This window comes from Litchfieldia stipae, assembly GCF_014837155.1.
GTDB lineage: Bacteria > Bacillota > Bacilli > Bacillales > Bacillaceae_L > Litchfieldia.
Genome location: NZ_JACYHA010000006.1, coordinates 147535 through 161015, shown reverse-complemented (window position 1 = coordinate 161015; position 13481 = coordinate 147535). Strand labels below are relative to the sequence as shown.

General features: G+C 32.7%; 13 protein-coding genes. 9 read left to right on the top strand and 4 right to left on the bottom strand.

Annotated elements, in window-relative coordinates; genetic code table 11:
- Together F7888_RS09925 and F7888_RS09920 are read left to right on the top strand one after the other, a co-directional pair.
- The gene (locus tag F7888_RS09925; protein WP_191779026.1) at nt 1-795 is read left to right on the top strand and encodes a hypothetical protein; all 795 of its coding nucleotides are present in this window, start codon (nt 1-3) and stop codon (nt 793-795) included.
- Between the two features lie 442 nt (nt 796-1237).
- Nucleotides 1238-1990 (top strand): DNA-methyltransferase, encoded by a 753-nt coding sequence (locus F7888_RS09920; RefSeq protein WP_191779025.1) that lies wholly within the window; start codon nt 1238-1240, stop codon nt 1988-1990.
- A 120-nt stretch (nt 1991-2110) separates the two neighbouring features.
- On the opposite strand, the gene F7888_RS09915 is transcribed toward F7888_RS09920, so the two are convergent.
- Together F7888_RS09915 and F7888_RS09910 are read right to left on the bottom strand one after the other, a co-directional pair.
- The gene (locus tag F7888_RS09915) at nt 2111-2425 is read right to left on the bottom strand and encodes a type II toxin-antitoxin system PemK/MazF family toxin (RefSeq protein WP_191779024.1); all 315 of its coding nucleotides are present in this window, start codon (nt 2423-2425) and stop codon (nt 2111-2113) included.
- A 76-nt stretch (nt 2426-2501) separates the two neighbouring features.
- Nucleotides 2502-2798: a helix-turn-helix domain-containing protein gene (locus tag F7888_RS09910; RefSeq protein WP_191779023.1), complete on the bottom strand. Its 297-nt coding sequence runs from the start codon at nt 2796-2798 to the stop codon at nt 2502-2504.
- 206 nt (nt 2799-3004) lie between these two features.
- Between F7888_RS09910 and F7888_RS09905 the strand changes: the two genes are divergently transcribed.
- The 5 genes from F7888_RS09905 (at nt 3005) to F7888_RS22525 (ending at nt 7179) form a co-directional block, all read left to right on the top strand.
- The gene (locus F7888_RS09905; RefSeq protein ID WP_191779022.1) at nt 3005-4666 is read left to right on the top strand and encodes a DUF262 domain-containing protein; all 1662 of its coding nucleotides are present in this window, start codon (nt 3005-3007) and stop codon (nt 4664-4666) included.
- Between the two features lie 345 nt (nt 4667-5011).
- Entirely contained in the window at nt 5012-5245 is a 234-nt protein-coding gene (locus F7888_RS09900; protein WP_191779021.1) for a hypothetical protein, read from the top strand.
- Nucleotide 5246: 1 nt separating this feature from the next.
- Nucleotides 5247-6314, top strand: coding sequence for a hypothetical protein (locus F7888_RS22535; protein ID WP_225228710.1), 1068 nt, complete (start codon nt 5247-5249; stop codon nt 6312-6314).
- 248 nt (nt 6315-6562) lie between these two features.
- A complete protein-coding gene (locus F7888_RS22530) occupies nt 6563-6865 on the top strand; it encodes a hypothetical protein (RefSeq protein ID WP_225228709.1) in 303 nt (100 codons plus the stop codon).
- A gap of 5 nt (nt 6866-6870) precedes the next feature.
- Nucleotides 6871-7179 (top strand): hypothetical protein, encoded by a 309-nt coding sequence (locus F7888_RS22525; protein ID WP_225228708.1) that lies wholly within the window; start codon nt 6871-6873, stop codon nt 7177-7179.
- A 145-nt stretch (nt 7180-7324) separates the two neighbouring features.
- On the opposite strand, the gene F7888_RS09890 is transcribed toward F7888_RS22525, so the two are convergent.
- Both F7888_RS09890 and cadC read right to left on the bottom strand, forming a co-directional pair.
- Nucleotides 7325-9457: a heavy metal translocating P-type ATPase gene (locus F7888_RS09890; protein ID WP_191779020.1), complete on the bottom strand. Its 2133-nt coding sequence runs from the start codon at nt 9455-9457 to the stop codon at nt 7325-7327.
- A complete protein-coding gene (gene cadC / locus F7888_RS09885) occupies nt 9450-9818 on the bottom strand; it encodes a Cd(II)-sensing metalloregulatory transcriptional repressor CadC (RefSeq protein WP_191779019.1) in 369 nt (122 codons plus the stop codon). The genes F7888_RS09890 and cadC overlap by 8 nt, the downstream gene beginning before the upstream one ends.
- A 997-nt stretch (nt 9819-10815) precedes the next feature.
- Between cadC and F7888_RS09880 the strand changes: the two genes are divergently transcribed.
- A complete protein-coding gene (locus F7888_RS09880) occupies nt 10816-12303 on the top strand; it encodes a type I restriction-modification system subunit M (protein WP_191779018.1) in 1488 nt (495 codons plus the stop codon).
- A complete protein-coding gene (locus F7888_RS09875; protein WP_225228707.1) occupies nt 12293-13459 on the top strand; it encodes a restriction endonuclease subunit S in 1167 nt (388 codons plus the stop codon). The genes F7888_RS09880 and F7888_RS09875 overlap by 11 nt, the downstream gene beginning before the upstream one ends.
- Nucleotides 13460-13481 lie beyond the last annotated feature (22 nt).

Genomic DNA, 13481 nt, shown 5'->3' with positions numbered 1-13481 from the left:
ATGAATAAAAATGAACAAAAACAATCTGAAAAGATTGATTTGGTACGTGAAGCAATCCAGTTCTTAAAAAATAACAACGTCCCACTTAAGAAAGTTAATAAAATTGATGTGGTTTTAACACTAAAAGAAAGATTGTATCCAAATAATAAGGATAAACAGATTAGCAAAAATACTTTATCTAAACCATTCTATAAAAATAACTTTGATAAATGGGTTAAAGAGATATATGGGGTTTCCAATGCTGATATCCGAGCACAAAGGTCAAAGGAAGTATTAAATAAAAACCTTTCTGAAAAATTAAAAAGAATTGAGAAATATGGAAATGAGTTAATAAATAAAATTGCTCAAGGGAAAGTTGTATGTCCTAAGTTTACAAAGAGGTTTTTAAGGGATTGGATAGTAGAAAATAAGGGGGAACAATTAAGTGAATCGATTTTCTCTTCGAGTACAGAAGGCTATAAAGAATTATATGAAAGACTTTCTGCCAAGCTATTAGCCCCAATAGAAAACAATAATAAAACCAGTGAGTTAGTAAGTCTAAATGAAGTAGCAAAATTAAAACAGGAACTACAGGTTTATAAAAAGGCTTTAGATAATTTAATAACTCAACAATTTGTTGTTCTGAATGGTGTAGAAAAGCCCTTAGTAGAAGGGGATGGAAATGAGTTTAAGGGTATATTTATTGATAAGTATACACTTTATGGGTACCTTGAGTTTATAAAAAAGAAGCTTGGCAATAAAATTGATGCTTATGAGCTTTTTAAAAGCATTGCTGACCAATGTAAAATAAAATAAGGAAACCATCTCAACCAATCAAAGTAAAAATCTACACCTCATCATCATGTTGTTAATAATTTTTTATTTATGCAACGTTAATTTTCTTACAATATTTATAGGTTCCGGGAATCCTTGTAATAGTGGAGGATAAACGTTCAAAATAACTAAGATATATTAAAGTAAAAAAGTATTTAAAAGTAATAAAGAGAGATACGATGCAATGCAATTCATTCTTAATATGGAACTGGAAAAACGCTGATCATTTCAGTGTTTTTCTTATGCCCGTTTTGTGGATATTGTATGGCGTAGGTGTAAGATATTAGTACAGATTATAATTTATAACCAAATATTACCTTATTAATAAGTGTACTTATCCACTTGTTTTTTTTTAGTCAAAAAGAATTTAATTCAGACACCTTAGCTTATCTAAGAGAATTAAATTCGATTGGGGAAATACAAAATGACTAATTATAATAAAACAGAAGAATTAAAGTTAATAAATGGTGATGTCTTTAATGAAATTAAAAAGATTGCTAGCAAATCAGTTCACTTGATCTGTACGGATCCACCATACTTTATATCTAGAAAGACAAATTTTAAAAATGGTGGCGGTGATCAAAAGAAATTTGGTTCTATTTCAATGGAATTCGGGGAATGGGATTTAGAAGAAAATAGTATAGATTGGTTTACTCTTTTAGAGGAATTTAAACGAGTCCTAGTTCCGGGTGGAACAATGGTGATTTTTTATGATATTTTTAAAATGAGTGATATCGCAGTAATCGCTGAAAAATTGAAATTAAAGCAGCCCAGAATCGGATTCTGGGAAAAAACAAACCCGGTCCCAATAAATGCGAAGATAAATTACTTATCAAACCCAAGAGAGTATTTTATTTCATATACAAAAGGGACAAAAAGGACTTTTAATTCCTACTATGACAAGTCTTCCTATGAAGCACCTATAGTTAGTGGGAAAGTAAGGTTTCACCCATGTCAAAAGCCAGTAACTGTTCTCGAGGAAATTATTGCAACTCATACCAACGAGGGAGATACAGTATTGGATTGTTTTATGGGTTCAGGATCAACAGGACAAGCTGCTATAAATTTAAATCGTAACTTTATTGGTTTCGAATTAGATAATACTTACTTTAACAAAGCTTCGAACGTTTTGTATAAAGCCTCCGCAAGCTATAAAGCAGGAAGGAGGGTGGTGTAATCTAAAACTAAGTTATACTCCAAAAACCAATTCCCTTATCCAAACACCTAATTACCTTATTGTTAATAGTAATTATGAGAAGGACCACTTTAATATAAAAGTGGTCCTTTCAAATTCTTATTATAACAGGATGGATTTTAAAACTTCCTTTACTTTGTTAATATCTTCGTCTCTTAACTTACAGATTTCTTCTGTTAAATATTCGGAATTAATTGTTGATATGCAATCCGTTCTGATAACACCATTTTTTATTGGATACACTTCTTTACTGATCGGAATATGAGAAGTTGGTGACCCCTTTGTAGAAAATAGTGGTGCAACTAAAACACAGGTGTCATTGTATTGTTCTTTTGATAATACTAAAAATGGTCTTTTACCAGATATTATAATATTATCCGGAACATTTCCCCAGTATAGATAACTTTGTTTCTTCATTTTATGTACACCTCAAAGTTGTAAATTTAAACAAAACCCTGAACTTATAATTTTAATAATATCTTTGTAATATAGATTATTTTTTAACTAAAAAGGCTTCAATCATTTCTGTAATTTTTTGTCTTTGATTCGGTGACAATTTCTTTGCAGTATTAATTAAATTTATCATATCTGCACTGTCTTCAAATAAGTGAACAATGGAATAGTCTAAAGCATCACAAATTTTTAGTAAAGTTTCAATAGATGGAGATTGAACGTTGGTTTCAATTCTAATGATTGTGGATTGATTAACGCCAGATAAAATTTCTAATTGATTACTTGAAATTCCCTTTTCATTTCTTATTTTCCTTAACTTTTCTCCAATATTTTCCATTAACCAAAACCCCACTTTTGAATAGTGATATTAAATTAATATGTATTGAAATATCATAGCAAAAATAATTTCAAAATAATTAAAATATGCGTATTCGCATATTTTTTCGTTAATTAAAGGTATTTTTATATATTTCACGTTTAGTTATATGCGAATTCGCATATAATAGAATTATTGCTGATTGCCAAATATTAGGAGTGAAAATTATGTCTATTGATACTAAGAGACTAAGCATTGGTAAAATGCTTGGAAGTGTTAATGAAGTTTACCGGGTACCCCTTTATCAAAGAACCTATAATTGGGGGAAGGATCAGTGGAATGATTTGTGGGAGGATTTGATTAAGCTTGAAGGAGAAGAAACCCATTTTTTAGGGTCTGTTATTACGATTGGTTCTGAACGCAAAAAAGGGTTTAGTTACTTCGAAGTAGTAGATGGCCAGCAACGTATTACTACTGCCTTAATTATATTAACGGCTATCAGGGATATTGCTGAGGAAATTGACGAGGATCGGGCTGGATATATAAATACCTACTTTTTAAAAAGTTCAACAATAGATGAAAAGGAAGCCAAACTAATTCTGGGTAGAAAAGACAATAAGGTTTTTAAAAGATTAGTGGAGAAAAGGGTAACTAAGGAAGAGGCTAAAACAGAGAAAATAATCCAAGCATATTTCTTTTTTAAAGAAAAGCTTCAGGAAAAAGGGGTTAAATGGCAGAATGTTTATACGAGATTATTGGAGTCGTTTGATCTTGTATTAATGGTAACCGATTCATATTATGATGCATTTAGGCTGTTTGAAACTTTAAATAATCGCGGATTATCTCTTTCTTCAGTGGATTTAATAAAGAATTATCTTTTAAGTAAAATTGCTTCTAATGAATCCACGTTAGAAGAATGCATAGAGGTATGGGACAAAATTATTGAAAATGTTGAAGAAATAGAATCTGTCAGGCATGATAAAGTTCGGTTTTTTAGGCACTATTTATTTTCAATTGAATACGGTATAGTTCCAATTCCAAAATTGTATATGAGATTTCAAAAACTCATTGATAATACCGAGAATATTTTAAACCTTGTAGATGATATCTTGCTTAAATCGGAATTATATGTAAAGTTGTATAATGGAATATTGGGTGTAAAAGAAGTAGATGAAAGGTTGAAAACCTTGGTTCGTATTGAAGCAACGACTTGTTATCCCTTACTTATAAGGTGCCTATCAATGGATCTTAAGAGTGAGCAACTAATGAGAATTTTAAAAGCAATTGAAGTTTTCACACTCAGAAGAAGTATATGTAATATCTCTACAAGGGACATCGATAGGATTTATAATCACTTGGCACTCGAATCTTTTGATAAAGAAGATCCGGTTGCTTATATAATTGACTATTTAAAAAAGAGAACCCCAAGTGATACCGAGTTCTACATAAGTTTCCATAGCAGGGACTTCACTAGGTCATCACAGACAAAATATATACTGGAAATGATTGAAAATACTTTAACAAATAACACAAAGGAAAAAATGATTAATTCCAGAACTGATGTCCATATTGAACATATAATGCCTCGCGAGTTAAGTAAAAGATCAAAAGGAAGTGTAAGAACCTGGGAAAAAGAGTTAGGATCAAGAGTTAATGAACATCAACTATTTGTAAATCGTATTGGAAACCTAACTCTTTTAGGTAGTGAATTAAACATTGGTGCTTCAAATAACCCTTTTGATGAAAAAAAACAAAGATATTCTCAGTCTAATATTTTGTTGACGAAAGAAATTTGTAAGAAAAAAAAGTGGACTTTTGAAGAAATTGAAAGTAGAAGTAAACAGCTGTCAGTTATGGCCAAACAAATCTGGAGTTTCAATAAAATTTAGTGAAAGGGAGTTTTCCGAAAGAATTTCGAAAAAAAGTGTAATAAATAGACGATACAGGTTTTTCTTAAACGTGTTCAGTTTTCGAGCTGAAAATTAACAATGTAAAAGAAGTCCAATTAGCATGAATAAAGGGTTCCGTTTTGAGGTGCTTTCTTAATAAATAACATAAGAAATGACGTATGAATTGGCATACGTCATTTTCTTGTTATATCAAGGTTTATTAAACTTTTTGATTAATTTTGACACCATAAAGTTTAGAGTTTTCCACTTTGGACAATACTTGTTGTACAATGAAAACTCGATGCCAATTATAGTGTCAAATTTATTGTCATTTAGGAGGTCATTATGCAATTCATTGAACCTAAAAAGAGATTAGAGAAAAAAGCCGACTGGCGTGTTTCAGAACACACGAAATTAACTGTAAAACATTACGCTGATTATACAGGTTACACAGAAGATGAGGTTGTTGATATCTTCTTGAAGAACCTCTTAGATGACCAAAATTTTATCGATTGGATAAATCAAAAACGTCGAAATAAGAGGATAGTGCAACAATTAGCCCTTAGTGAGGAAGCATAAGATGGCAAAGTTAAAAAGATTAACAAATAAAATGGATAATATCTTTGATGTAATTGTTCCTGTTTCCGAGGAAGAACGTTTAGAAAGAGAAAAGAACTACTCATTATTACCGGATAATCGTTTTGCAACTAAATACCGTAATGCTCTATTCGAACCTGTTACCATAAGGTACAAAGACCAAGAATATACCATTCAAATGAATAGCTGTATTAACCCTTATTGCAGTAACTTCGGAATGCCTCAAGTTCAATACGAATTAAAAGGTAAGCCTAAAAGATACAAATCGGCACTCGCAAAATCTGGCACCGAATCTAGGCTCATTTCTAATCCAGTAACACCTAGTGTTGGAGCAGTTTGGAATTGCGGGAATTATGCGATGTCTAATTGGGCTATCGCTGAAGAAATTAGAAGACTAACTGAAGTTAATTCAGTTCTACCAATGGAACCTGAATATAACTTTCATAAAGAAGGTTGTGAAACATCAGAATTAACACCTTTCAATCAAAAAGAAGCATTTAGAAGATGTGGGAAAAGTAGCGGCAATTCTCAAAAATATCAATGTAAATGCTGCAAGAAAATCACTAATGTATTGCCTTCCACAATAGAAAGTACAACTTATCATCAAAAAAGAAACGATATATTACCTTTATTTGCTGAATTAATCACAAATAGAACTCCTGTAAATAGAGTGATTGAAATCTTGGATATAGGAGCACAAACTTATTATCACAAGTTGGAATGGCTCTACAAAAAGTGCCTTGAGTTTCAAGCGAGGCACGAAACAAAGTTGAGGGACAAAGAATTTAAAGAGCTGTGGATTAATACTGATAAGATGGGTTATTTATTAAACAACGTACGCAAGAAAAATGCTGGTTCAAAATATCTTTTAGAGCAGGAAGAAAAACAGTTCCCAACGCAAGTTATTATCAGTAGTGATATATTATCTAGGTATGTTTTTAGATCAGATGTCGCTTACGATTGGGATATTACCTTAGACGACATCAATGAGCACACAAAAATGTATAAAGATGATCATTTGCATACCTTCGCTAAAAATATGGACACCTAAGATTTCCATATGCTCCTCAGCCTCCAACAGAGTTCGACACGCAAACGATTAACGAATACCAAAGAGAACGAGAGGAATTTTTCCGGAGATCCAATTACATAGATGGTTTACACACTAATTCTACCTACACAACCGTTGCTCATTTTTGGCACTTAAAACAAATATTAAATGCAAAAGAATGGCGATTTTCATCAGACCAGGATTCATCAATTATTTCAGTAATGAGGGTGTTTTCAAGAGAGGTTAAATTGAACGATTTACACCATTTCATTTATAAAATTGATAAAAGTAAATCTTTACGTGAGTCGATGGAAGATTACAAAGATTCAAGAGCTGTAATAAGAAATTGGGCATTAAACTCGAATATCGAAGACAAAAACATTACTAGATTAGCTAGATTAATGCTTGCCGAAGAATTGAAGCATCACAAATTTTACGCTGAAGTTGAAAAAGACGGAAGATTTGTTCGCAAATGGGATCAAAACCCTATTGTACATCCACTTCCATTTAAGGATACTGGATACGCAACCGTTGCTGTACAACAGATGTGAGTTCTTTGGAACCTGAAGACCTTGCTAGAATGATACAAAAAGTAAATAATAAATCAACTGTTACATTCATTAATCAAATTCGCAGAAGAATTTCTATATTAGAAAGACCATTAGTTACTTCTAGGGGAGATGGTAAGAGTTATATCTATTCCAACTTCAATCCTAAGTATGCCCAGTATGCTATAACTATCTTAAGAACATATTACAACTTTTGTATGCCTTATAAGGCTTATGGGGAATTGGCAACTCCGGCACAAAGAATTGGAATTGTAGATAAAGTATATAATTGGGAAGATATTATTTATTTTAGATAGAACACGTTCTTTGTGTATTCGATGTTAAACAAGGGGATAATAAATTTACGACTAGTGTTGGCGAATACAATCTTAGCCTGATTGTCATTTGTTGCACAAAAAAAGGCCACTTCTGGCCTTTTTTTATTTCAACTAATATTTACTTTTATTCTTTTACCTTCAATAATCGTAAGCTGTTTAATGTTACAAGCAATGTCGCTCCCATATCGGCAAATATCGCGATCCATAGTGTTAACCAACCAGGCATAACTAACAGTAAGGCTACTAATTTAATTGCTAAAGAGAAGGTAATGTTTTGCTTGATGATAGCTAATGCCTTACGGCTCAATTTTATTGTATATGGCAATTTGCTTAAATCATCAGACATTAACGCAATATCAGCCGTTTCTAACGCTGTATCAGTCCCAGCACCACCCATTGCTACACCAACAGTGGAAGCTGCAAGTGCTGGAGCATCATTCACACCATCTCCAACCATTGCCACGCTTTGATGTTTACCACGAAGTTCTTTAATGAAATTTAGCTTATCTTCTGGTAATAAATCAGCTTTAATATCAGAAACACCCACTTGTTTCCCGATGGAGGTTGCTGTACGTTGGTTATCACCAGTCAGCATTACTGTTTCAATTCCCATATTGTTCAATTTACTGATTACAGTTTTTGATGTTTCTCTCATTTCATCTGCTACGGCAATTAACGAAAGGATTTCTCTTTCCGTTCCTAGTACCATCACGGTTTTCCCTTGAGTTTGCATTTCAGCAATCATTTGTTTTCTAACACTTTCAATGCTTCCGTGTAATTCCTCGAAAAGATTTGGACTTCCTACATAATACATTTCATTATTTACTTTGGCTTTTACACCTTTACCAGTAATAGATTGGAACTCTTCGACGGTCACAGCATTAAAGTTCAAACCATTTTCTTCTGCTTTTCTCATAATCGCTGAAGCAAGTGGATGTTGTGAGCCTTTTTCAATGGCTGCCGTTATTGTCATCAATTCATTTTCATTTTCAGCATACGTCACGATGTCGGTTACAGCTGGAACACCTTTTGTTAATGTTCCTGTTTTATCAAAAGCAATAGCTTTAAGAGCTCCAGCTTCTTCTAAATGAATACCACCTTTTATCAAAACACCATTTTTCGCTGCATTTCCTATTGCAGTAACAATTGAAACAGGAGTGGAAACAACCAAGGCACACGGACAACCAACTACTAATACAGCTAAACCTTGATAAATCCATTCGCTCCAATCCCCACCAAATAGTAATGGAGGAACAACAGCAATTAAAAGAGCCAAAATCACAATCGCTGGTGTATAGTATTTCGCAAATTTATCAACAAACGCCTGAGAAGGTGCTCGTTCTGCCTGAGCTTCTTCTACAAGATGAATAATCTTTGAAAGGGTGGTGTCTTCTACTCGTTTTGTTACTTTAACTTCGAGCAATCCTTCTTCATTCAAAGTTCCTGCAAAGACTTCATCATCAATTGTTTTTGTTACTGGAACACTTTCACCTGTAATGGCAGCCTGGTTTAACGTAGATGTACCTTTAACAACTAATCCATCCATCGCCAATTTTTGACCAGGCTTTACGATCATAATATCTCCGACTTGAATATCATCAACGTGGACCATCATTTCTTCATTCCCACGACGAATTAATGCTTCTTTTGGTGCAATATCCATCAATGATTCAATGGATTGGCGAGCTTTATCCATCGAATAACGCTCTAATGCTTCACTGATAGCAAATAGGATAACAACGGTTGCTCCTTCGCCCCATTCACCAATTATTGCAGCTCCAATAATCGCAATGGTCATTAGGGTATTCATATCGAACTGTAATCTGCTTAAATTCTTAATCCCTTTAATAAATAACGAATATCCGCCAATTAGGATAGAAGCTGCGTATCCAATAGTAGGTAGTAAATGTTCCTCACCGTATTGCTCCCCTAAAAACCAACTAATAACAAGCAATATCGCTGAAATATATACCTTAATGTTTTCTTTTTGCTTCCAGAAAGGTTCACGTTCAACTCTTTGTTCTTTTTCATCCCGGATCTTTAAATTTTCAAATCCTCCAGCTTTTTCTAATTCTTCAATTGTTGTTGTACCTTTAACATAAACTTTAGATGCTCCAAAGTTTACTTTCGCATCCTGAACACCTGGTAATTCTTTAACATTATTTTCAAAAATGGCAGCACAGTTGGTACAAGTAAATCCTTGAACTCGATAGGCTTTCATTTCTTTTTCAGATAGTTTAGCTTGTTGATCAGCCATTTACCTTCACCTCTTTCTTATGTGCTAATGCAATCATCATAATCTGTCTAATGTGTTCATCATCTAACGAATAAAACGCGAGTTTTCCTTCTTTTCGAAACTTCACAACACCTTGCTTATGAAGAGTTCGCAAGTGATGGGATGCATTTGCAACTGTGGCACCTACAATATTTGCTATATCACACACACATAACTCTTCATCTTGACATAATGCATAGGTAATTTTTGCTCTATTTTCATCAGCAATCGCTTTTAACATTTGGGCAACACTAACAATATCAACCGCTTGTAAATCCCCTTGTATTCGATTGACCTTTTCTTCGTCATAACAATAAATCTCACAAGTATCTTTCTTGTTCATTTTCTCACTCCATTCTCATTCAAATGTTCGCTTGAATATAGTATACTCCTTTTTCAATATTATTCAAGTGGATACTTGAATGAATTTAAAAAAATATTCCTCCTTATTTAAAGTCTCATTTTTTAATAAAAAAACCCGTCCAAAGATAGACGAGTTTTTTGCTTTTATTCTGCCATTTTCTATGGCAATTTAGTTGTCATTTGAGCTGTTTTTTTTGAAAAAGCACCTCAAAACGGAACCCTTTATTAGCATGAACCGGACTTCTTTTGCTTATCCATTATCCTTCGAGCATCTTCAGATAAGAAGGAATTCAATTATACAAAGGAAGAATATAATCTGTTGAAAGAAATAATGTAGGTTGCTAGACGAGCAAAGTTACCCCTTCACAACATTTCTAACAAGAAATTAAAGACGAATTACAGTTTGCACTTTCATTAACTGGTGCATCTGCCTTATACGAATCATATAAAGTACTTGGAGATAAAGGGCTAATTGTTTATATAAATGAAAATGGTCAAATGGTTAACCATTACGCTGATGGTCAAATAAAAATAATTAATAAAAGTGATTAAATCACGAAGTGCTTTATTATTCCCGTATTAATCTATTATTTTTGTGTTGATTTTACTAAACCATTTATATTAAATTAGCTTGGAAGTGGAAGTTATAAGAATTTTGTTGAATGCTTAATAAAGAATATGGAATGAAAAAAGGATCGCTGAAATCAGCGATCCTTTTTGTAACAAATGGCAATCTGGCTAGGATTGTATTTGCTACTCTAATCGTAATTCAATATTATTAATTCTAATTTAAAATTTCAAATTATTAAGTTGTCTTTTTAAGAAAAAATAACAATCAAAAAATTTAACCATTATATTTTAGATGATAAATATGACTAATTTAATTTTCCAAATTAAACTAGTCATATTGTAGTATAATTAGGTTTAAGGGGATCTCTGAATGAGATTTTTTTACTATTGCAATTAGAGGTGTAAATATGATTACGGGTGAATTAAGAAATAAGGTAGATAAAATCTGGGAAACTTTTTGGACTGGTGGTATTACAAATCCATTGACGGTCATAGAACAATTTACATACCTTTTATATATTAAGGGTTTAGATGAGAAAGAAAAAGAAAGAGAAATGGATGCTGAATTATTAGGTTTACCATATGAGGGATTATTCCCGGAAGATAAGCCGCAGCTCCGTTGGTCTATTTTTTCTAATATGGGGCCTGAACAAATGTATGAAGTGATGACGGCAGAGGTCTTTCCTTTTATTAAATCTATGGGTGGAGAAGAGTCTGTATACTCATATTTTCTAAAAGATGCAATTTTTGTGATACCTACTCCATCATTACTTGCAAGAGTTGTTGCAGGAATAAGTGGCCTATTGCAATCAAGTAACAATACTGGTAAGAAAGATACGTTAGGTGATCTTTATGAATACTTACTTTCGAAGCTATCAACGGCAGGGACGAACGGGCAATTTCGGACTCCACGACATATCATCGATATGATAGTTCGTTTAATGAAACCGACACCACAAGATATTATTGTTGATCCTGCTGCTGGTTCTGCTGGATTCCTAGTCTCATCTGGGGAATATTTGAAAGAAAAACATAGTGACCTATTCTTAGATCCTGTTTTAAAGGAACATTACAATCAAGGTATGTTCCACGGTTTTGAAATGGACAGTACTATGCTCCGGATTGGAGCTATGAATATGATGTTACACGGGGTTGATAATCCGAATATTGCTTATCGAGATAGTTTGTCCGAACAGAACAAAGACATTGAACAATTTACTCTTGTTCTTGCAAATCCCCCTTTTAAAGGATCATTAGATTATGAGTCTGTTTCAGATGATTTACTAAAAATGACAAAAACTAAGAAAACAGAACTTCTCTTCTTAGCTTTATTTTTACGGATGTTAAAAAAGGGTGGTCGATGTGCATCAATTGTACCTGACGGGGTACTCTTTGGGACTTCAAATGCACATAAATCAATTCGTCAAGAGATTGTTGACAATCATAAGCTAGAAGCAATTATATCGATGCCTAGTGGCGTTTTTAAGCCATATGCAGGAGTATCTTCTGCAATTATGATATTTACAAAAACTAGTTCTGGTGGAACCGATAATGTCTGGTTCTACGATATGAAAAGCGATGGATATTCGTTAGATGATAAAAGAAACCCAATTGAGGCTAACGACATTCCTGATATTTTAAATAGATACGAGCACATCGGAGCTGAGAATGAAAGAAAAAGAACTGATCAATCATTTTTCGTTTCGGTAGATGAGATCAGGGATAATGGATATGATTTATCAATCGGTAAATATAGAGAGATCCAATACGAGGAAGTAGAATATGAAAAGCCAAAGGTAATTTTATCCAACATAAATAAATTAGAAAAAGAAATTTTGATAGGGCTAACTGAATTAACTGAAATAATAGAAAGAAGTAAATCCAATGAAAAATGATTATGAGAAATTATCACATTTTTACAATATAGCATCTGGTGGAACTCCTTCAAGGAAAGTGCCTGATTTTTATATAGATGGTAATATTCCTTGGATAAAAACCGGTGATTTGAAGAATATGTATCTTTCATCGGCAAGTGAGTATATAACAGAAAAAGCAATAGAGAAATCATCAGCTAAAATCTTTCCAAAGGATACTGTTCTTATTGCTATGTATGGTGCGACCATAGGTAATTGCTCTATCCTTTCTATCGATGCAGCTACAAATCAAGCTTGTGCAGCGTTCAAACCAAATGAAAAAATATTACCAGAATTCCTCTACTACTTTTTTTGTAGTATTAAAGAAGAACTAGTCTTAAAAGGTGTTGGAGGTGCACAACCGAATATTTCTATTTCTATCCTAAAAAACGTTGGAATCCCTAATTATTCAATTAATACTCAAAAAGAAATAATAAAATTACTTAATTTAAATAAATCCATTATTGATAAACGAAAAGCTCAAATTTTAGCATTATCAAATCTTACACAAAGTGTTTTTTTAGAAATGTTTGGTGATCCGGTAAGTAATGAAAAAAATTGGAAAGAACTGAAACTATCTGAAGCAGGTGATTTAAAGAGGGGACTTTCAAAGCATAGACCTAGAAATGCACCCGAATTACTAAATGGTCCATATCCTCTTATACAAACTGGGAATATAGGAAAACAAAATCTATTCATTTCTAAATACAATCAAACCTACTCTGAATTTGGACTAAAACAAAGTAAACTATGGCCAAAAGGAACTTTATGCATTACTATCGCTGCTAATATAGCTCAAACAGGAATCCTTTCCTTTGATGCGTGTTTTCCAGATAGTGTTGTAGCATTTATTCCCAAAATAAAAATTTCTAATATTTATGTCCATTATTGGTTTACCTTCTTTCAAAAAATAATTGAAGCTAATGCACCGGAATCGGCTCAAAAAAATATAAACTTAAAAATACTTGGTGAACTTGTAATTAACGTTCCTCCAATTGATTTTCAAACTAAATTTGAAAACATAGTGAGTAAAATTGAATACGAAAAAAAACAATTACAAGATAGTCTTTTACAACTTGAAACTAGTTACAATGCTTTATTGAAATTAGCTTTTAATGGAGAAATATTTAATGATTAACAACCTAGATTTTACATAACAA

Bases quoted from the DNA above. Each gene is read 5' to 3' on its own strand.
- F7888_RS22535 (WP_225228710.1), top strand. From the start codon at position 5,247: ATGGCAAAGTTAAAAAGATTAACAAATAAAATGGATAATATCTTTGAT.
- F7888_RS09900 (WP_191779021.1), top strand. From the start codon at position 5,012: ATGCAATTCATTGAACCTAAAAAGAGATTAGAGAAAAAAGCCGACTGG.
- F7888_RS09905 (WP_191779022.1), top strand. From the start codon at position 3,005: ATGTCTATTGATACTAAGAGACTAAGCATTGGTAAAATGCTTGGAAGT.
- F7888_RS09925 (WP_191779026.1), top strand. From the start codon at position 1: ATGAATAAAAATGAACAAAAACAATCTGAAAAGATTGATTTGGTACGT.
- cadC (WP_191779019.1), bottom strand. From the start codon at position 9,818: ATGAACAAGAAAGATACTTGTGAGATTTATTGTTATGACGAAGAAAAG.
- F7888_RS09880 (WP_191779018.1), top strand. From the start codon at position 10,816: ATGATTACGGGTGAATTAAGAAATAAGGTAGATAAAATCTGGGAAACT.
- F7888_RS09890 (WP_191779020.1), bottom strand. From the start codon at position 9,457: ATGGCTGATCAACAAGCTAAACTATCTGAAAAAGAAATGAAAGCCTAT.
- F7888_RS09920 (WP_191779025.1), top strand. From the start codon at position 1,238: ATGACTAATTATAATAAAACAGAAGAATTAAAGTTAATAAATGGTGAT.
- F7888_RS09875 (WP_225228707.1), top strand. From the start codon at position 12,293: ATGAAAAATGATTATGAGAAATTATCACATTTTTACAATATAGCATCT.
- F7888_RS09910 (WP_191779023.1), bottom strand. From the start codon at position 2,798: ATGGAAAATATTGGAGAAAAGTTAAGGAAAATAAGAAATGAAAAGGGA.
- F7888_RS09915 (WP_191779024.1), bottom strand. From the start codon at position 2,425: ATGAAGAAACAAAGTTATCTATACTGGGGAAATGTTCCGGATAATATT.